The sequence below is a fragment of the Stenotrophomonas maltophilia genome (assembly GCF_013464915.1).
Classification (GTDB): domain Bacteria; phylum Pseudomonadota; class Gammaproteobacteria; order Xanthomonadales; family Xanthomonadaceae; genus Stenotrophomonas; species Stenotrophomonas maltophilia_AT.
In genome coordinates this window covers 38,033-56,641 of the sequence record NZ_RAVT01000029.1, presented here as the reverse complement: position 1 = coordinate 56,641, position 18,609 = coordinate 38,033, and the positions used below count along the sequence as shown (strand labels likewise).

The 18,609-nt window shown below is 67.9% G+C and carries 13 protein-coding genes; 6 read left to right on the top strand and 7 right to left on the bottom strand.

Annotated elements, in window-relative coordinates:
* Positions 1 to 3: 3 nt before the first annotated feature.
* Positions 4 to 1,278: a pyridoxal phosphate-dependent aminotransferase gene (locus D7T59_RS11015; RefSeq protein WP_180852380.1), complete on the bottom strand. Its 1,275-nt coding sequence runs from the start codon at positions 1,276 to 1,278 to the stop codon at positions 4 to 6.
* 114 nt (positions 1,279 to 1,392) lie between these two features.
* On the opposite strand from D7T59_RS11015, the gene rsgA reads away from it, so the two are divergent.
* Positions 1,393 to 2,502 (top strand): ribosome small subunit-dependent GTPase A, encoded by a 1,110-nt coding sequence (gene rsgA / locus D7T59_RS11010; protein WP_032129866.1) that lies wholly within the window; start codon positions 1,393 to 1,395, stop codon positions 2,500 to 2,502.
* 126 nt (positions 2,503 to 2,628) lie between these two features.
* Positions 2,629 to 3,882: a flavohemoglobin expression-modulating QEGLA motif protein gene (locus D7T59_RS11005; protein WP_164137797.1), complete on the top strand. Its 1,254-nt coding sequence runs from the start codon at positions 2,629 to 2,631 to the stop codon at positions 3,880 to 3,882.
* Between the two features lie 437 nt (positions 3,883 to 4,319).
* Here D7T59_RS11005 and D7T59_RS11000 read toward each other — a convergent pair whose 3' ends face one another.
* The 4 genes from D7T59_RS11000 to D7T59_RS10985 all read right to left on the bottom strand — a co-directional run bounded on the left by D7T59_RS11000 (position 4,320) and on the right by D7T59_RS10985 (position 10,159).
* Complete coding sequence (locus D7T59_RS11000) at positions 4,320 to 6,623, bottom strand: TonB-dependent receptor (protein WP_164137798.1); 2,304 nt, start codon at positions 6,621 to 6,623, stop codon at positions 4,320 to 4,322.
* 227 nt (positions 6,624 to 6,850) lie between these two features.
* Positions 6,851 to 7,591 (bottom strand): acetoacetyl-CoA reductase, encoded by a 741-nt coding sequence (phbB, locus tag D7T59_RS10995; RefSeq protein ID WP_005414435.1) that lies wholly within the window; start codon positions 7,589 to 7,591, stop codon positions 6,851 to 6,853.
* Between the two features lie 24 nt (positions 7,592 to 7,615).
* Complete coding sequence (locus D7T59_RS10990; protein WP_164137802.1) at positions 7,616 to 8,944, bottom strand: CitMHS family transporter; 1,329 nt, start codon at positions 8,942 to 8,944, stop codon at positions 7,616 to 7,618.
* Positions 8,945 to 9,019: 75 nt separating this feature from the next.
* The gene (locus D7T59_RS10985) at positions 9,020 to 10,159 is read right to left on the bottom strand and encodes an OprO/OprP family phosphate-selective porin (protein ID WP_180852379.1); all 1,140 of its coding nucleotides are present in this window, start codon (positions 10,157 to 10,159) and stop codon (positions 9,020 to 9,022) included.
* Positions 10,160 to 10,434: 275 nt separating this feature from the next.
* On the opposite strand from D7T59_RS10985, the gene D7T59_RS10980 reads away from it, so the two are divergent.
* From D7T59_RS10980 to D7T59_RS10965, 4 genes are read left to right on the top strand one after another with little or no spacing between them, the layout of a single operon-like run.
* The gene (locus tag D7T59_RS10980; protein ID WP_164137800.1) at positions 10,435 to 11,124 is read left to right on the top strand and encodes a response regulator transcription factor; all 690 of its coding nucleotides are present in this window, start codon (positions 10,435 to 10,437) and stop codon (positions 11,122 to 11,124) included.
* Positions 11,117 to 12,508 (top strand): sensor histidine kinase, encoded by a 1,392-nt coding sequence (locus D7T59_RS10975; RefSeq protein ID WP_164137803.1) that lies wholly within the window; start codon positions 11,117 to 11,119, stop codon positions 12,506 to 12,508. Before D7T59_RS10980 ends, D7T59_RS10975 begins: the two co-directional genes overlap by 8 nt.
* Positions 12,505 to 13,560 carry an ABC transporter substrate-binding protein gene (locus D7T59_RS10970; RefSeq protein ID WP_180852378.1) on the top strand — a complete coding sequence of 352 codons (1,056 nt, stop codon included), beginning with the start codon at positions 12,505 to 12,507 and terminating at the stop codon, positions 13,558 to 13,560. The genes D7T59_RS10975 and D7T59_RS10970 overlap by 4 nt, the downstream gene beginning before the upstream one ends.
* A gap of 28 nt (positions 13,561 to 13,588) precedes the next feature.
* Positions 13,589 to 14,239: a response regulator gene (locus tag D7T59_RS10965; RefSeq protein WP_180852377.1), complete on the top strand. Its 651-nt coding sequence runs from the start codon at positions 13,589 to 13,591 to the stop codon at positions 14,237 to 14,239.
* Between the two features lie 434 nt (positions 14,240 to 14,673).
* On the opposite strand, the gene D7T59_RS10960 is transcribed toward D7T59_RS10965, so the two are convergent.
* Positions 14,674 to 17,316 (bottom strand): hybrid sensor histidine kinase/response regulator, encoded by a 2,643-nt coding sequence (locus D7T59_RS10960; protein ID WP_180852376.1) that lies wholly within the window; start codon positions 17,314 to 17,316, stop codon positions 14,674 to 14,676.
* A 66-nt stretch (positions 17,317 to 17,382) separates the two neighbouring features.
* On the bottom strand, positions 17,383 to 18,549 hold the full coding sequence (locus D7T59_RS10955; RefSeq protein WP_164137837.1) for an OprO/OprP family phosphate-selective porin: 1,167 nt from the start codon (positions 18,547 to 18,549) through the stop codon (positions 17,383 to 17,385).
* Between the last annotated feature and the right edge of the window lie 60 nt (positions 18,550 to 18,609).

Sequence of the window (18,609 nt, the reverse complement as noted above, 5' to 3'; positions counted from 1 at the left end):
AGGTCAGGCCACCGAGCGGCGCGGCTTCAGCGGCACGACCTTGGTCGCATCCTCGGCCCGCCGCGCCAGCACGCGGTCGATGCGGGCGAACACGTCGCGCATCACCGAGGCTTCCGGCATCAGGGTCACGCGGAAATGATGGCGGTAGGGCACGTTGAAGCTCGAGCCCGGCACCACCAGCACGCCTTCGTTGTTCATCAGGTCCAGCGCGAAATTGTGGTCGTCGAAGCCCTTGGCAGCGGCGCCGACCACGGCCGGGAACGCGTACAGCGCGCCGGCCGGCGCGACCAGCGACAGGTGCTCGCTGGCTTCGCAGGCCTCGATCACCGCGCGGCGGGTTTCATACAGGCGACCGCCCGGCGTGCACAGCTCGGAGATGGTGTCCGGGCCGTTCACCGCCGCCTCGATGGCGTACTGGCCCGGCACGTTGGCGCACAGGCGCAGCGCGCCCAACAGGTCCAGCGCGGCGCGGAAGTCACCCAGGCGGGCATCGTCGCCGCTGAGGTGGGCCCAGCCCACGCGCCAGCCGCAGGCGCGGTGCACCTTGCTCAGGCCGCTGAAGGTCAGGCACGGATGGTCTCCGGCCAGCGGCGCGACCGGCTGGAACACTGCGTCGTCGTACAGGATCTGGTCGTAGATCTCATCGACCAGCAGCAGCAGGTTGTGGCGGCGCGCGATCTCTACCACGTGCTCCAGCAGTTCGCGCGGGTAGCTGGCGCCGCTGGGATTGTTCGGATTGATCAGCACGATGGCGCGGGTGCGCGAAGAGACCAGCGTCTCGATCTCGCTCGGGTCCGGCTGGAAGCCGTTCTCCGGCGCGCAGCGGTAGTACACCGGGCGGCCATCGTTGAGGATGGTCGAAGCCGACCACAGCGGGTAGTCGGGCGAGGGCACCAGCACTTCATCGCCCGGGTTGAGCAGCGCACGCAGCGACAGGTCGATCAGCTCGCTGACGCCGTTGCCGAGGAAGACGCGGTCCGGATGTGCATCGGGCGCGCCACGGCGGGCGTAGTAGCTGGCGATGGCTTCGCGCGCCACCGGCAGGCCCTGCTGGTGGGTGTACGGGTCGGTGCGGCCCATGTCGTCGGCGATCGCGCGCTGCAGGTGCTCGGGCGCGCGGAAACCGAAAGCGCCCGGATTGCCGATGTTGAGCTTGATCAGCTTGCGGCCCTGCGCCTCCAGCTCCCGGGCTCGCCGCGCCAGTTCTCCGCGGATTTCGTAGCGCACTTCGGAAAGGCGCTCGCGGATGGCCAGGGGCTTGGGCGAGTGGGTGGACATGGGAGCTGGGCCGTCAAAAGGCATGGGGCTTCCATCCTACCGGAATTGCTGCAATGCATGGCAAGGGCTCCGGGCCCGTCACTGCTGGGCGGGCAGGGCGCCGTCACAGGTAGAATGGCGGCGATGACCCAGACCCCCGATTTCATCGCCCTGCAGACCATCGGCTGGCCCTGGCCGGGCCCGGCGCAGCAGGCCGACTGGCAGGCCGCGATGGCCGCGCACCCGCAGGCCCGTCCGGCACGGGTGATCGAACAGCACCGCACCCACTACGTGGTGGCCGATGGCCCGGACGCCTCGATCAAGGCCGAGTCGCTGCCGGAATGGCAGCGCCCGCGCTTCCCCAGCCATGAACGGCCGGCGGTGGGCGACTGGGTGCTGCTCGACGGCATCCGCATCGTCGCCCTGCTGCCGCGGCGTACCGCGATCAAGCGCGGTGCGGCAGGCGAGCATTACCACCAGCAGGTGATCGCGGCCAACATCGATACGGTGTTCATCGTCTGTGGCCTGGATGCCGACTTCAACCCGCGCCGCATCGAGCGCTACCTGCTGCTGGTCGGCGGTGGCGGTGCCGAGCCGGTCGTGGTGCTGACCAAGGCCGACCAGACCGAGTACAGCGAAGACGCACTGGCGGTGCTGGAAGAGCTGGAGATGCAGGGCATCGCCCTGCATGCGATCAACGGCCTGGATGCCGACAGCGTTGCCGTGCTGCAGCCGTGGCTGGGCCCGGGCCGCACCGTGGTGCTGGTCGGTTCCTCCGGTGCCGGCAAGTCCACGTTGACCAACACGCTGCTCGGCGAGCAGCGGATGAAGACCAACGCGGTGCGTGCCAACGATTCGCGCGGACGACACACCACCACCCATCGCGCGCTGATGCCGCTGCCGACCGGCGCCTGCCTGATCGACACCCCCGGCATGCGCGAGCTGAAGCCGACCGGTGAAGAGACGCTGTCCGAAGGTGGCTTCGCCGATATCGAAGCGCTGGCCGCACAGTGCCGCTTCAACGACTGCAAGCACCAGCAGGAACCGGGCTGTGCCGTGCGTGCCGCGATCGAGGCCGGCGAGATCGAGGAGAGCCGGCTGCTGAACTACTTCAAGCTGAAGGAAGAAGTGGCCGCCGCCGCTGCCAAGCTGGCGGTCCGCCAGGCCGAGACCGCGCAGGAGCGTGGTGGCAAGAAGGGCAAGGGCCAGCAGTTCCGCCCGGCCGGAAAGCCGCGCCGGCGGTAACAAGGCAGCCGAGCATGGGCTCGGCTCTACAATGGATGCATCCCGAGCCCGCTTCTGCCCGCTCCTGGTAGATGCCAACCATGGTCGGCACCTACCAACGCGCGGGCAGGGCGCTATAGTCCGCCCATGGAACCGACCGCGACGCTGGACCGTGACGTGGCCCACCATGCAGCGCTCGACGCGCGCCTGGTCGAGGCCGTGGGAGGCATCCGCCTGCTGGGCCTGACCAGCTGGCCGGCAACGCTGCAGGCACCGTTCCTGGACAGCGTGGCACGTGGGCAGCCGGTGTTGCCCAAGGTGGATTACCCGAGGCTGGATTTCAGCGAAGAGCGCCGCGCACTGGCCGCGATCGCCGCCGACTGCGATGACACTCATCCGCTGGGCCACTACGTGCGGCAGTCGGCGCAGAGCTGGGACCTGGCCGCACAGCTGCTGGAAGGGTTGGGCACGGCTGCGGTCGATACCTGTTCGGTGCAGCTGTTCGGCGCCCCCGAGCAGCCGCTGCCGGGCAATGGCCCAAGCACGCGCGAAGCGGCGCGTCACTTCATCCAGATTGCTGCCGAACTCGATCACGAACTGCTGGCGCCGGAAGAGCAGGTGCCGGTCTCGGCCATTGCCCTGCAGCTGCAGCTGCAGAATGACCTCGATGCGTTCTTCGAATCGCGCATCATCCAGGTGCAGCTTGATCCGGAGCTGGTGTCCAAGGCCGCTGCCGGCCCGACCCGCATCCGCCTGCGCACCAGTGCGCGCTTCAGCGCCTACGACCGCGCGCAGCTGTTCCACCATGAAGCACTGGTGCATTCGCTGACCGCATTGAATGGCCGCGAACAGCCGGTGCTGCCCAGCCTGGCATTGTCGTCGCCGCGTGTGACCGCTACCCAGGAAGGGTTGGCGACGTTTGCCGAGCAGATCACCGGCAGCATCGACATCGAGCGCCTGAAGCGCATCAGCCTGCGCACCGAAGCGATCGCGATGGCCCGCGAAGGCGCCGATTTCATCGAGGTGTTCCGCTACTTCTGCGATGCCGGGCAGAACGCCGAAGAGAGCTTCGCTTCGGCGCAGCGCGTGTTCCGTGGGGTTCCGCCGAGTGGCGGCCTGGCCTTCACCAAGGACACGGTGTACCTGCGCGGCCTGGTGTCGGTGCACACCTTCTTCCGCCACATGCTGGCCGAGGATCGGCTTCAGGTCTGCCGCTGGTTGTTCGCCGGCAAGATGAGCCTGACCGATGCGATCGCGTTCGCGCCGTTGTTCGAGGCCGGTGTATTGAAGCCGCCGCGTTGGCTGCCGCACTGGGTGAGCCGGGCGAACGGCCTGGCCGGCATGCTGGCGTTCTCGCTGTTCGCCAACCGGATACGGATGGACCAGCTGGCGCCGGAATGAAATGCGTTGGCGGCTTGTGGCGTCTTGATTGATATCGGAGAGAGCGGGGGGGCTTGCGCTGGCCAGGACACGCCGCAAGTACGTCCCTGTAGGCTCGGCCACGGCATCCATGCCGTGGACGGTCCTGGCCAGCGCAAGCCCCCCGCTCCAGACAATTTCCTGCGAGACGGCCAGCAATCCACCAGAGGGATTGCGTTTGAAAAGCTTGAAAAGCAAAGAGCCGGGCATTGCCCGGCTCTTTGCTTTTGCTCTTCTTTGCCCTCCGCACCGTGGCGCGGGAAACCGTCGAGCAGGGTTGGATGGGCCGGCGCAGGACCGTTGGCGCCATGGATGGCGCCATCGAGCCCCCATGGATGGGTTCACGGCGTGTCCTGCGCCGGCCCATCCGGCCCTGCCCCCCGACGACAATCAAGACGCCGCGGGGCAACGCTTCTGACTTAGAACTCCGCCGCCACCGTCATGAACAGCTGCCGCGGCGCGCTCGCATGGATCGCATACCGCGTGCCCTTCGGATCGGTCGGTGCGAACGAGCTCAGCTGGCCCGCATAGCGCTTGTTGGTCAGGTTGGTTGCATTCAACGACACCCGCACGTTGCGCAGGCCCAGGCCCGGGCCGAAGTCGTAGCCCGCACCGGCATCGAAGGTGGTCACGCCCGGCACCGACTGGTCGTTGGTGTAGGTGTAGTAGCGCTTGCCGGTGTACTTAGCACGCAGGCTGGCGAAGAAGCCGTCGCGGTTCCAGCTGATCTCGCTGGAGGCCATGCGCTGCGGCGTATCCACCGTGATCTTGCCGGCCACCGGAACGATGGCGCCGCCCGAGGTGTAGTCATCCTCGTAGGTGGTCTTGTTCCAGGACAGCGCGTTGTACCACTGCAGGCCGTCGATCGGCTTGAGGATGAAGGTCAGCTCCGCACCGTGGCTCTTCACCGAACCGACGTTGATGAAGCGCGTCACGCACTCCGGACGCGTGCCGACTTCGATGCTGGAACATGGGTTCAGCGACAGCAGGCGGTTGTCGAACTTCACGTTGTAGGCCGCGATCGAGGCCTGGTACTTCTCGCCGAAGGTACGGAAGCCGGCCTCCAGGCTCTTGGACTTCTCCGGCTCCAGGCCGGCGCTGGCCGCGAACGATTCCGGCGACACCTGCAGCGGGCCACCGCTGCCACCGCCGACGAAGGCGGCGATGTTCTCGGCGTACGAGGCGAACAACTCGTTGTTGGCGTTGAGCTTGAAGCCCAGGCCCACCTGCGGCAGCACCGACTTCTTGGCGGTCAGCGTGCCCGAGGCAATGCTGGTTTCCACGCCCGGCTGGGCGGTGGCGCGCATGCGGGTGTTGGGGCTCTTGATGCCCACGTCCACGGTCAGGCGCTGGTCCAGGAAGCGCATGCGGTCCTGCACGTAGAACTGGCGCGTGCGGATGTCGAAGTCCTGGTTGAACAGCAGGCGGTCCGGGTTCTTCAGATACAGGTCGTCCAGGAACGGGCCGCTGATGTAGTAGAAGTTGCGCGACACGTTGTGGTCGTTCTGCTCGTACCACAGGCCGGCTTCCAGCTCGTGGATACCGACCGTCCACGACAGTGCGGCGGTCAGGCCATCGCGGTTGATCGTGTAGTTGGTGCTGCGGATCGAGATCGGCAGCATCCTGTCGGTGCCCGGGTAGGACGGCTGGCCCGGCGCCCACCAGTGGCCCTGGCCACGGTTGTCATGATGGTAGGCCAGCAACTTCAGGCGGCCCTGCTCACCGAGGCGCAGGTCGGCATCGACCGAGTACAGGTTGTCGTCACGCAGTGCGCGGCTCTGGTAGTAGGCATCGTCGATGCTGTTGACGCCGCCGCTGAACGTGCAGCGTGCCTTGTTGTAGGTGCCCGGTGCGCAGTACGCGGCAGCGACGGCACGATCCCAGTCCGGCGCATAGATGTTCCAGTCGTAGCCCAGGCCACGTGCCAGCATGTCCTTGGACAGGTAGGCGTAGTTGGCCTGGCTGGCACGCGAGGTGGCCACGAACGCACCGAAGCGGTGGTCGCCGACGTTCCACACCGCCTTGGCGTTGAACTGGCGGGTGGTCTGGTTCTGGTACGGCGCGGCCCACATGTCCTGGTCCTGGTGCACGCCGGACACATAGGCCGAGAAGCCATTGATGTCGCCGGTATCCACGCGCAGGTAGCCACGGCGCTGGCTGTCGTCGCCAACGGTGACGCTGGCGCGGCCACCGAATTCGGTGGACGGGTCCATCGAGAAGTACTGGATGGTGCCGCCCAGGTTGCTGGTCGAGGCCACGCCCAGCGAACCGATGCCCTGCGACAGCTCGGCACCGGCCAGGTTCTCGGCGATGATCGCGCGGGCGATGCTCAGGCCGTTGTAGTTGCCGTAGCTGTTGTCGCCCAGCGGGATGCCGTCCAGCGTATAGCCGAGGCGGCTCTTGTCGAAGCCGCGCAGGCTGATGGTCTGCGATTCCTCGTTGGCACCGAAGGCGTCGTTGGACTGCACCGACACGCCCGGCAGGCGGTCGAGGATCTTCTGGCCGCTGGTGCCCGGCGGCAGCACCTGCTTGTCGACGGCGGTGATGCGCTGCACCTGGCGGGTCTCGCCCTGGCCGATCACGGAGACGGTATCCAGCGTCTGCGCGCTCAGCGCGGCATCGGTGCTGGCGGTGGCGCCGGTATCGGCGGCGGTGGCGGCATGTGCGCTGGCGGCGGCGGAGAGCGCGATCGCCACGGCGATCGTCAGGTGTCGGGTCTGCATGGTGGTCCGTTGCATTGGGGGTGGTCACCGGCACGCGTGCGCGGTGCATGGCCACTATGCGAACGGAACATGAAACCTTCTTTACGAAAAACCAACGAACGATGCAGGGCGGCCGCGCGTGTCCTGCAGCCAGATGAAAAAGGGGCCGGATCACCCTCGCGAGCGAAGGTTCACCGGCCCCGCGCACTCCGTGGGGGAGGCGGTCCACGCGTTGCGTGGAGACGGGCTCAACCCATGTACAGGCCACCGTTGACGGCGTAGTCGGCACCGGTCACATACGAGGCTTCATCCGACGCCAGCCATGCGCACAGGCCGGCCACTTCCTCGGGACGACCCAGGCGGCGCACCGGTACCGAGGCGGCCAGCCGGTCCAGCACGTCCGGCGGGAAGCTGCTGATCGCCTGGCTGGCGATGTAGCCCGGCGACAGCGTGTTGACGGTGACCCCGCGCGAGGCCACTTCCGCGGCCAGCGCACGGCTGAAGCCATGCATCGCGGCCTTGGCGGTGGCGTAGTTCACCTGGCCGATCTGGCCCTTGTGGGCGCTGACCGAACCGATGTTGATGATGCGGCCCCAGCCCCGCGTGGCCATGCCGTCGACCACCTGCTTGGTCAGGTTGAACAGCGCATTGAGGTTGGAGGCGATCACCGCGTTCCAGTCCTCCACCGTCATCTGCCGGAACAGCAGGTCGCGGCTGCCACCGGAGTTGTTGACCAGCACGTCCACTTCACCGACTTCGGCGCGCACCTTGGCAAACGCGGCGCTGGTCGAGGCCCAGTCGGTCGCGTTGCCTTCGGAGGCGATGAAGTCGAAGCCCTGTTCGCGCTGCTCGCGCAGCCAGTTGGCCTTGCGCGGCGAGTTCGGCGCGCAGCCGGCAACCACGGTGTGGCCGCTGCGGGCCAGGCTCTGGCAGATGGCAGTACCGACACTGCCCATGCCGCTGGTGACGTAAGCGATTCGAAGCGTCATTGCAGAAGGCTCCTTGGTAGAGGGTCAGGCAGCGAGCGGGTACAGGCCGAACAGCAGGCTGCCGACCATCAGCAGCATCGAGATGGCGATGGCCCACTTCAGGGTGAACTTCTGGTGGTCGGCGAATTCGACCTTGGCCAGGCCCACCAGCAGGTAGGTGGACGGCACCAGCGGGCTGAGCAGGTGCACCGGCTGCCCGGCCAGCGAGGCGCGCGCCATTTCCACCGGCGTGATGCCGTAGTTGCTGGCCGCCTCGGACAGGATCGGCAGCACGCCGAAGTAGAAGGCGTCGTTGGACATGAAGAAGGTGAACGGCATCGATGCCACGGCGGTGATCACCGCCAGGTACGGGCCCCACGATTCCGGAATGACGGCCAGGAAGCTGTGCGACATCGCTTCGACCATGCCGGTGTTGTTGAGGATGCCGGTGAAGATGCCTGCGGCGAAGATCAGCGACACCACCGACAGCACGTTGCCGGCGTGGTTGACCACGCGGCGGCGCTGCTCGGCCAGGTTCGGGTAGTTGATCACCAGGGCGATGGCGAAGCCGACCATGAACAGCACCGGCATCGGAAGCACGCCGATGATCAGCGCGGTCATCAGCGCCACGGTCAGGGCCAGGTTCACCCACAGCAGCTTCGGGCGCTTGATGTCTTCGGCGTCTTCCACGGTCGGCAGCGCGTTGCTGTCGTCGGACACACTGTTGTCCATCCAGCTGCCGCCCTTGGGCAGGGTCACCACGCCGAGGCGGCGGCGCTCCTTGAGGCCCAGGTACCAGGCCAGCAGCAGCACGCCGGCACAGGCGATCACCATCGACGGGATCAGCGGCACGAACACATCGGCCGGGTCCACGTGCAGCGCGGTGGCCGCGCGTGCGGTCGGGCCGCCCCACGGGGTCAGGTTCATCACGCCGCCCGCCAGGATGGTCACGCAGGTCATGTTCAACGCGTTCATGCCGAGGCGCTGGTACAGCGGCAGCATCGCCGAGACGGTGATCATGTAGGTGGTCGAGCCATCGCCGTCCAGCGAGATCAGCATCGCCAGCACCGCGGTGCCGAGCACGATCTTCATCGGATCGCCCTTGACGAAGCGCAGGATCACCCGCACCAGCGGATCGAACAGGCCGGCGTCGATCATCACGCCGAAGTAGAGGATGGCGAACATCAGCATCACGCCGGTCGGCGCGATCTTCTTGATGCCCTCCAGCATCATCTCGTCGATACCGGCGCCGAAGCCGCCGATCAGCGCGAACAGGATGGGGATGGTGATCAGGGCGACGAGCGGCGACAGGCGTTTGCTCATGATCAAGTACATGAACGTAATGACCATGCCAAAGCCGAGGATGCTCAGCATCATCTGCGGACTCCTTGCGAGAACAGGACGTGGGGGAGTGGAAGGGGCCCGGGCGGCGTGCCCGGGATGCCGGGCTTAGAAGTCGTACTGCAGGCGGCCGGTGACCGCGCGCGTGCGGTCCACCGTGACCCCGGCCAGGCGGTCGCGGTTGCGGCTTTCGATCACGTTGAGCATGAAGCGCAGGTTGTCGCGCAGGTACCAGTTGCCACCCAGCGTCCATGCTTCGGTGCTGCCGCGGCGCAGGTCGGGTGCACCGTCGAGGTGCTGTGCGCCCCACATCTGGTCATAGCGCAGCGCCACTTCGAAGGCACCGGCCTTGTGGCGGATGTCCTTCACCCGCGCGAAGCGGCCAGTCTTGCGGTCGTACGCGCGGCTTTCGCCGGTGACGAACCAGCTGAGCATGCCGTAGGCGGCCATCACATCGCCGCGCTGCGCACCGTCATCGAAGGTGGCGCCACTGAACTCGCCCTGCCACGACAGCGGGCCGCGCACCTGCGCGTATTCCAGCGACCACTTGTTGACGTCGGTATCGCGGCCGGCCGAGAAGTCGACCAGGGTCAGGCGGCTCTCGTCGGACAGGTGGCCGGCCGGGCGCGGACGGATCTTCAGGCCGGGGACGCCATTGGCGCCCGGGTTGTCATAGGCCTCGCGGGCCAGCGACAGGCCCAGGTGCAGCACGTCGCCATCGCTGGGCGAGGGTGCCCAGGTGACGCGGCCACCGGCGGCGCGGCCCTTCACCTGCCAGGCGTCGATGCTTTCCAGGCTGTAGACACTGGCAGCCCAGGTGAAGTCCCCCGGGTTGGCCTGCCATGACGCACCCAGGCGGTACAGCGGCGCCAGCGTGGTGCCGGCGTTGCCGCGCTCCAGGAAGCTGCCGTAGTTGGAGCTGGTGCGGTCATCCAGTGAGAAGTACTGCTTGAACTGGCCGACGGTGAGCTTGCCGGCCTTGCCGAAGCTGCGTGCCAGGTACACATCCTTGGCCTCGACGCGGTCGCCGGAGAAATCGGCTTCCAGCTTGTAGTCGACCACGAAGAACTTGCCGGACACGTCGACCCAGGCACGGCGGATCTCGGTGTCGTCCTTGTTCGGCGTGCCGCGGTTGTCGTTGTCGAAGGTGGCGAAGTCCAGGTGCAGGCGGCCACCGAGGGTGGCGGTGACCGGACGGTCGTCTTCGGCGGCGAAGGCCGGCGCCGACAGGGCAGCCAGAGCCATCATGGCGGCAGGACGCCGCCAGGCAAACGTGAATTCCACAAACCCTCCCAGGTGCGCGCCAGGCGCGCGGCAATCGTGGGCACCGGACGGTGCGCGGCCGCAGTCTGGGTTGCCGTAGCTGTCATCGTCCTGTCAGCGATTTGTGCGGTGCAGCGTAAATGGTCGTCGGGCATGGCCCWGCGCTACCCCWGCGCGCTGCCTGGTAGCGCAGGGCCACGCCCGGCGGGCGGACGCTGCGCCATGCGGTAGCATTCGCTTCCCTTCCCACCGTCGTGCCCATGCGCCTGTTGCTGGTCGAAGACAACCCGGATCTGGCCGATGCGATCATCCGCCGCATGCGCCGCAGCGGGCACGCCGTGGACTGGCAGGCCGATGGCCTGGCGGCCGCCAGCGTGCTGCGCTACCAGAGCTTCGATCTGGTAGTGCTGGATATCGGCCTGCCCAAGCTCGATGGCCTGCGCGTGCTGGCCGGCATGCGCGAACGCGGCGACAGCACGCCGGTGCTGATGCTGACCGCGCGTGATGGCATCGAAGATCGCGTGCAGGCGCTGGACGTGGGCGCCGACGACTACCTGGGCAAGCCGTTCGATTTCCGCGAGTTCGAAGCGCGCTGCCGCGTGCTGCTGCGGCGTGCACGAGGCCAGGCCAGCGAAGTGGTGCAGATCGGCGGCTTCCAGTTCGACAACGCCGCGCACCGGGTCAGCCTCGACGGCGAGCCGATCGAACTGCCCAACCGTGAATACCGTCTGCTGGAGATCCTGGTCGGCCGTATGGGCCAGGTGGTGGGCAAGGACGAGATCGGCAATGGCCTGTTCGGCTTCGACGACGAAGCCGGCCCGAATGCCATCGAGCTGTACATTGGTCGCCTGCGGAAGAAGCTGGCCGGCGCACCGCTACGCATCACCACGGTACGCGGCGTCGGCTACCTGCTGGAAGCCAGCGATGGCAGCGCCGACACCGATGGCTGACGCGCGCGCTGCGAATGCTGCGCCGGGCTCGCTGCGGCGCACGCTGCTGCTCTACCTCGGTGCGTTGCTGGCGGTGTTCGCGGTGGCGCTGCTGTTTGCCGCGCGCGATTATGGCCAGCGTGCGGCGAACCGTTCCTACGATCACCTGCTGGTGTCTTCGGCGCTGTCCATCGCCGATTCGGTGGCCCTGGTCGATGGCCAGTGGCAGGTTGATCTGCCCTATGCCGCGCTGGACCTTCTGGCGATGGCCCCGGAAGACCGCGTGTTCTACCGGGTGGCCGACAGCCGCGGCAAGCTGATCACCGGTTATGGCGATCTGCCGTCGCCGCCGCGTCGGCCCAGCACGCAGCCGCAGCTGTTTGATGCGGCGTACAGCGGCGAGACCGTGCGCTTCGTGGTGGTCGGCCGCAGCTTCGCCGCAGCCTCGGCGCAGGGCGAGGTGCAGGTGCAGGTCGGCCAGACCCGGCGTGCACGGGAAGCCGTCGCGCAGGACATGGTCAATCGCGCACTGTTGGCGATCGGCGTGCTGTCCGGTCTGCTGCTGGCGCTGGTGGCCTTCGGGGTGCACCGTGCGTTCCGGCCGCTGGTGCGGGTGGAGCGCGAGCTTTCGCGCCGCGAACCGTCCGACCTGAAGCCGCTGGACGCGCGCGTGCCGCGCGAGATGGACCAGATGGTGGCGGCGCTGAACCGTTTCATGGAACGCCTGTCCAGCAGCAACGAGACGCTGCGCGCGTTCATGGCTGAGGCCGCGCACCAGATGCGCACGCCGCTGGCGGCGTTGCGTGCGCAGGCACAGCTGGCGCTGGACGACGACGACCCGGAGGACATGCGGCGCAGTCTGCAGGCGATCGAGCGCAATGCCACCCATATGAGCCGCCTGCTCAACCAGCTGCTCAGTGATGCCAGCGTGATCCACCGTTCGCACCTGCAGCGTTTTGCGGCGGTGGACCTGGCCGAAACCGTGCACCAGGCCCTGCATGAAGCCCTGCCGCAGGCCGGACCGGCACCGCGCGTGCAACTTGCGATGACCGCCGAGCCGGTGCAGGTGCACGGCGACGCGCTGCTGCTGCGCGAGGCGATCAAGAACCTGGTCGACAACGCACTGAAGTACGGCGGCGACGGTCCGTTGCAGATCGCGTTGACGGTCGACGGCGGGCAGGCGGTGCTGACCATCGCCGACCACGGTGCGGGCATCGCGGCGGCCGATGCCGAGCGCGTCTTCGAGCGCTTTGCACGTGGCGACGGAGCACCGTCTGGAGGCGCCGGGCTGGGGCTGGCCATCGTCAAGCGCGTGGTCGACAGCCACGGCGGCCGTATCGATCTCAGCAACCGCCCGCAGGGCGGGTTGATCGCCACCATCCGCCTGCCCCGGAGTACGCCATGATCCGCCTGTTCGCCGCTGCCGTTGCCCTGCTGCTGGCGCTGCCGGTGCTGGCTGCACCCGGCGATGTGCGCCGTTTCCCGGCACAGGGAAAGCCCACCGCGCAGCTGCGCATCCATGGCACCACCGACATTGAGGTGTTCGCGGTGGTGATCGCCGATTACCAGCGCCTGCATGCCGGCACCGAAGTGGTGTACGAGGACATCATCACCCAGGATCTGTACGCGCGTTACCTGCACGACCGCGCCGGGCCGGCGTCGCCGGACCTGCTGATCTCCAGTGGCATGGACCTGCAGACCAAGCTGGTCAACGATGGCCACGCGCTGCCGCATCGTTCGGCCCAGACCTCCGCGCTGCCGGCCTGGGCGCAGTGGCGCAACGAGGCCTTCGGCATCAGCTACGAGCCGGTGGTGATGGTCTACAACACCCGCGCGATGACCGCAGCGAAGGTGCCGCACACGCGCCGCCAGCTGCTCGATCGCTTGCGTGCCGAAGGCGCGCCGCTGCGCGGCAGGGTCGGCACCTATGACATCGAACGCAGCAGCGTCGGCTATCTGCTTGCCACCCAGGACGCACAGCGTGGCAGCATCGCCGGTGCGTTGCTGGGTGCGCTCGGTGACAACGACGTGGTGCGCGAGGAACGCACCGGCGTGCTGCTGGACCAGGTGGCCAGTGGCCAGCTGTCGCTGGTCTACAACGTGCTCGGCTCCTACGCGCAGGCCCGTGTCGATGCCGGCGCGCCGCTGGCCATTGTCGAGCCCGAGGATTACACGCTGGTGGTGCTGCGCACCGCGGTGATTCCGCGCACCGGCCCGCACCCGGAAGAAGCCCGGCGTTTCCTCGACTACCTGCTGTCGCCGCGCGGCCAGCAGGTGCTGTCGCGCGAGGCGCGGCTGATGCCGATCGTGACCGGCAACGCACGGGGCGAAGACGCACCGGGTCGCAGCCGTCGTCCGATCCAGCTGGGCCCGGGCCTGCTGGTCTACCTCGATGCGCTCAAGCGCCGCCAGTTCCTGGATGCCTGGCGCAGCAGCGTGGAGCCGGCGGGGCGCTGAGCCTCCGGCCTGCACGTACAATGGCCGCATGAGCGAATACACCATCCTGATCGCCGACGACCATCCGCTGCTGCGTTCGGCGGTGGTGCAGTCCTTGCGGCAGAGCCTGCCGCTGGCGCAGGTGCGCGAGGTCGCCAGCGCCGATGCGCTTGCCGCCGCGCTCGACGCGCATCCGGATGTGGACCTGGTGCTGCTCGACCTGACCATGCCTGGCGCGCACGGTTTCTCCGCGCTGCTGCACGTGCGCGGCTCGCATCCGGATATCCCGGTGGTGATTCTCTCCTCCAACGACCATCCGCGGGTGATCCGCCGCGCCCAGCAGTTCGGCGCCGCCGGCTTCATCCCGAAGTCTGCCCCGGCCGAGACCATCGGCGAGGCGGTGCAGGCGGTTCTGGATGGTGGCCTGTGGTTCCCGGCGATGGCCGCCGAACGCTCCGAGGCCGACGCACTGCTGGCCAGCCGCCTGGCCCAGCTGACCCCGCAGCAGTTCCGCGTGCTGCTGTGCCTGGCCGATGGCCTGCTCAACAAGCAGAACGCCTACACGCTGGGGTTGGCCGAGAACACGGTGAAGGTGCATGTCACCGCGATCCTGAAAAAGCTCGAATGCCATAGCCGAACGCAGGCGGCGGTGCTGGTGAAGGCGCTGGAGCCGGAAGGCGACGCCGGCATCGGGTTGTAGTTTCCAGCCAACGGCGCAGCCCCTCGTGGGTGGGTTTGGGTTGGTCGCTGAAAGCAGAAGCCGTGAGTGGGCCGGTCGGGTTGGGTGCGCGGGGGACGCCGTGAATCCGTCCCTGGAGGCTTGGCAGCCGCATCCATGCGGCTGACACCCCCGCGCACCCAACCCGATCGGCCTCTGACAGATTTCGGTGGCCTGCCACCCACGGAGAAGAAAAAGAAGATCAAAAGCAAAGGCAGCCTGGCAGGCCGCCTTTTGTAGAGCCGAGCCCACGCTCGGCTGCTTTCCGATCAGTCCGCAAGCCGAGCATGGGCTCGGCTCTACACGAGCAAGCGCAGCGCCGCGACCCGCTTTTGATCTTCATTTTCTTTTCCGTGGGTGGACGCGCACGGAACGTGTCCGTGGCCGGGTAGAGGGGCTGCGCCGTTGGCTGGGAATCACCCGCGATGCCGGATCAGCAACTGACTCATCAACGCCCGCAGCGCCGGCGGTCTCACCGGCTTGGCCATCATTCCCCAGCCGCGTTCGGCGGCCATCTCGCGCAATCCCGCATCGCGCTCGGCGGTGACCAGCACCACCGGCGGACGTGCCTGCCACAGCTGCGCCAACGTCTCGTACAGCACCGGGCCGTGGTGATCGCCCATGCGCACATCCAGCAGCACCAGCTCTGGCACGGTTGCGATACTTGCCAGCTGCAGTGCGGCCTGCGGGCCATCGGCCAGCATCACCTCGCAGCCCCAGCGTTCCAGCAGCGCGCGGCTGGCCGCGCAGACGTGCGGATCGTCGTCGATCACCCACACCCGGCGCCCGCGCAGCGGGTTGTCCGCCGCCGGTTCCTGCACCAGCACCGGCACAGGAGCAGTAGCGGGAATCGCGCTGGCTTCGCCGAACGGTACACCCACCGCGAACACGCTGCCCTGGCCCAGATGCGAGCGCAGGCGGATCGGGTGGCCGAGCAGGCGGCCGATGCGGTCGACGATCGCCAGGCCAAGGCCGGCGCCGCGCTGCTGGCCGTCGTGCAGGCGGCGGAATTCCTCGAAGATTTCGCCCTGCAGCGCATCGGGAATGCCGGGGCCCTGGTCGTGCACTTCGATCCACAGCAGGCCCTCGCGGCGGCGGCAGCCGAGCAGCACGCGGCCGCGTTCGCTGTAGCGCAGTGCGTTGGACAGGAAGTTCTGCAGGATGCGGCGCAGCAGGGCTTCATCGCTGACCACCACCGCAGCGGTATCGACCCAGTCGACCACCAGCCCGCGTGACTGTGCGGCGATGCCGAACTCGCGCGCCAGCGTCTGCAGCAGCGGGCCCAGCCGGAACGCCTGCACTCGGGTCGGCAGGCTGCCCGACTCCAGGCGCGCGATATCCAGCAGGCTGTTGAGGATCGCGTCCTGCGCGGCCAGTGCTGCGTCGATGTGGTCGCTGGTCTGCTGCTGCGCCGGGTCGCTCAGCTTGCCGCGCAGCACCGAGACGAACATGCGCGCCGCATTGAGGGGCTGCAGCAGGTCGTGCACGGCCGAGGCGACGAAACGGGTCTTGTAGCGGTTGGCCTGCTCGGCCTCGCGGCGCGCTTCGTCCAGGTCGCGGGTGCGTTCGGCAATGCGATGCTCCAGTGCATCGGCCAGCGAGCGCAGTTCGCGCGCGGCATTCTTGTAGCTGGTGATGTCGGCGTAGCTGGTGACAAAGCCGCCGTCGGGCAGGGGATTGCCACGGATCTCCAGCACCGTGCCGTCGTCCTTCTCGCTCTCGCGCATGTGCGGGCGGCCGCTGCGCAGGTGGTTCAGGCGACGCTCGATGGCCTCGTCCACCGGGCCGGGACCGAGCAGGCCACGGCGTGCGTTGAAGCGGAACAGTTCCTCGATCGGCCGGCCCACGCGCACCAGGTCCACCGGGAAGCGGAACAGTTCCAGGTAACGCGAATTCCACGCCACCAGCCGCAGTTCGCGGTCGATGACCACCACGCCCTGCGGCAGGTGTTCGAGGCTGCGGCTGAGGCCGCTGTCGGCATCGGTGGCGGCCTGCAGCAGGCCATCCTGTGCGGTGCGCAGTTCCTGTGCATGCTGCTTGAGCAGGGTTTCCAGCTCGCGGCGGCTGCGCAGGCGATGCTTGGCCAGGCGCCGGCGCTGCTGTACGAACAGCACCAGGAAGCCCAGTGCAAGCCACGCAGCACCGCCGGTGAGTGCGGCAGCGCGACCCGCAGAAGTGGCCGCACTGGCATCGTGCAACAGATGCAGGTTCCAGTCTTCGGCAGGCAGCGCCAGGCTCTGCCACAGCATCGGCTGCGGCAATGCCGGGTCCAGCAGGCGCACCATGCGGCCGCCGTCGGACAGCACGTCCTCGGTGCGCGCACGCAGTGGCTGCAGCGCGCGGTCGGCGTACTGGCGGGCATCGAGCATCTCGCGGCGCTCGTCGGCGCCCAACGGGCGCAGCAGGCGGTAGCGCCAGCTGTCACGGTTGGCCAGGAACACCACGTCGTGGTCGTCACTGGCCAGCACCACGTCAGGGCTGCTCAACCATTCCTGTTCCAGTGCGGACAGCTCGACCTTGATCACCACCACGCCCAGCCGCTGGCCACCTTCCTCGATGGCCTGCGAGAGGTAATAGCCGGGCACGCCGGTGGTCATGCCGATGCCGTAGAAGCGGCCCCGGCCCTTGGCCAGTGCCTGCCGGTAATAGGGACGGTAGCTGTAGTTCTCGCCGACATTGGTGGTCGGCTGGTCCCAGTTGCTGGCCGCGACCGCCACACCGTCGTGGCCGACCAGGGTCAGGGTCGAGGCGCGGGTGACTTCATTGGCGCGTTGCAGCTTGAGGTTCAGCCGCTGCCGTTCGGTGGGCGAGGGCGGCACGCGCAGCGCGTGCAGCAGGTCCGGATCCAATGCCAGCACCTGCGGCAACGTGCCGAAGCGGTCGATGCGCTGCTGCAGGCCCTGGCCGTACAACTGCAGCTGGCGTTGCACCTGGCTGCTTTCCTCGCCCAGGGCGCGCCGCCAGGCATAGTGGCCGGCGGCAACCGCGCACAGCACGGTGCCACCGACCATCACCGCGATGGTCAGCAACAGCATCCGGTGGCGGCTGAGCCAGTACATGGCGGCAGTCTACGCAGGGCCGGCGGGCGTGGCATGCACGCCCGCCGGGGTCTGACGTGGAAGGGGTCAGAAGTGCATCTGCGCGCGCAGTTCGAAGATCTCCGGCGTGCTGTGCACGCCACGACGGCTGGCGTCGACCTTCACGTAGTTGGCCTGGAACTTGAAGTGGCTGGTCAGGTACCAGTTCGCGCCCAGGGTCAGGTCGTGCTGGCGGCCCCCCAGGATGCTGCCATCGTCCAGGTCCATGCGGCTGTAACGGGCCACCAGTTCCACCGCGCCGTAGTCGTGCGCGGGCTTGATGTTGGCCACCGCACCGGCGTTGTACGGCCGCGATTCGCCGGTCAGCACCCAGCTGGCCATCGCGTACTGGCCGCTGCCGGTGTAGTCCGGCAGGCCCTTGCGGGTGACGGTGGCCTGCAGGGCTTCGGCCTGCAGCGAGAACGGGCCGCGGATCCAGATGCCTTCCAGGCCGGTGCGGCGGATCTGGTCGGCGGTGACCAGGGCGCCGGAATCGACATAGCGGATGTCGGTCAGGCCGGCTTCCGGGCGTGCGCGCAGGCGCGCGCTGGCCTCGTGGTGCACGTCGCGGCCATCGCTGTAACCGCGCGGATTCTCCTGCGAGTAGGCCAGGCCCAGGTGGATCACGTCACCCGGTGCCTTCACCGGGGTCCAGACGGCACGGACTGCCTGGGTGGTGCCGGGGTTGTCGCCCTGCAGGTCCTTGCCGCCATAGGCGCCCGCCTGCAGCAGGTACTGCGGGCGCTCCAGCACCCATTCCACGCCCGTGCGGCGGCCCGCGTAGAAGGCCTGCACGGGCAGTGCGGTTTCCAGGAAGCTGCCGGCGCGCGAAGACGTGTTCGCGTCCAGGCCGACCGGGGTCTTCATGTAGCCGAAGCGGAAGCGGCCGATGTCGCGGCCGAAGAAGGCCTTGCTTTCCAAGCGCACGAACACGTCCAGCCAGGTATCGGACTGGAAGTCGTAGTAGACCATCGCGTCGTAGACGCCCTTCTTCTTCAGCGTCGCGCCGAACTCCTTGCGGCGCACGGCGTCATCGTCCTCAAGGCCGCTGCCCGAGGAAAAGTCGTTGTAGTCGTAGGCGATGTTGGCGGTCGCGGCCAACTCGGTGCCGTCGCCGAAGGCGTACTTGGTCGGCCAGTTGTCGAAATCGGCAGCCGAGGCGAAGGCGGGAAGGGCGGCCAGTGACAGGGCCAGCAAGGTGGGAATCGGGCGCATGTTGGGTGCGGCTCTCTCAGATTGCGTGTGGACAGGACAACAACGGCCGCAGGGGCCGAA

What these genes read in the sequence shown, in the direction of transcription:
- D7T59_RS11015 (WP_180852380.1), bottom strand. Translation starts at nt 1,278, where the DNA reads ATGTCCACCCACTCGCCCAAGCCCCTGGCCATCCGCGAGCGCCTTTCC.
- rsgA (WP_032129866.1), top strand. Translation starts at nt 1,393, where the DNA reads ATGGCGGCGATGACCCAGACCCCCGATTTCATCGCCCTGCAGACCATC.
- D7T59_RS11005 (WP_164137797.1), top strand. Translation starts at nt 2,629, where the DNA reads ATGGAACCGACCGCGACGCTGGACCGTGACGTGGCCCACCATGCAGCG.
- D7T59_RS11000 (WP_164137798.1), bottom strand. Translation starts at nt 6,623, where the DNA reads ATGCAGACCCGACACCTGACGATCGCCGTGGCGATCGCGCTCTCCGCC.
- phbB (WP_005414435.1), bottom strand. Translation starts at nt 7,591, where the DNA reads ATGACGCTTCGAATCGCTTACGTCACCAGCGGCATGGGCAGTGTCGGT.
- D7T59_RS10990 (WP_164137802.1), bottom strand. Translation starts at nt 8,944, where the DNA reads ATGCTGAGCATCCTCGGCTTTGGCATGGTCATTACGTTCATGTACTTG.
- D7T59_RS10985 (WP_180852379.1), bottom strand. Translation starts at nt 10,159, where the DNA reads ATGATGGCTCTGGCTGCCCTGTCGGCGCCGGCCTTCGCCGCCGAAGAC.
- D7T59_RS10980 (WP_164137800.1), top strand. Translation starts at nt 10,435, where the DNA reads ATGCGCCTGTTGCTGGTCGAAGACAACCCGGATCTGGCCGATGCGATC.
- D7T59_RS10975 (WP_164137803.1), top strand. Translation starts at nt 11,117, where the DNA reads ATGGCTGACGCGCGCGCTGCGAATGCTGCGCCGGGCTCGCTGCGGCGC.
- D7T59_RS10970 (WP_180852378.1), top strand. Translation starts at nt 12,505, where the DNA reads ATGATCCGCCTGTTCGCCGCTGCCGTTGCCCTGCTGCTGGCGCTGCCG.
- D7T59_RS10965 (WP_180852377.1), top strand. Translation starts at nt 13,589, where the DNA reads ATGAGCGAATACACCATCCTGATCGCCGACGACCATCCGCTGCTGCGT.
- D7T59_RS10960 (WP_180852376.1), bottom strand. Translation starts at nt 17,316, where the DNA reads ATGTACTGGCTCAGCCGCCACCGGATGCTGTTGCTGACCATCGCGGTG.
- D7T59_RS10955 (WP_164137837.1), bottom strand. Translation starts at nt 18,549, where the DNA reads ATGCGCCCGATTCCCACCTTGCTGGCCCTGTCACTGGCCGCCCTTCCC.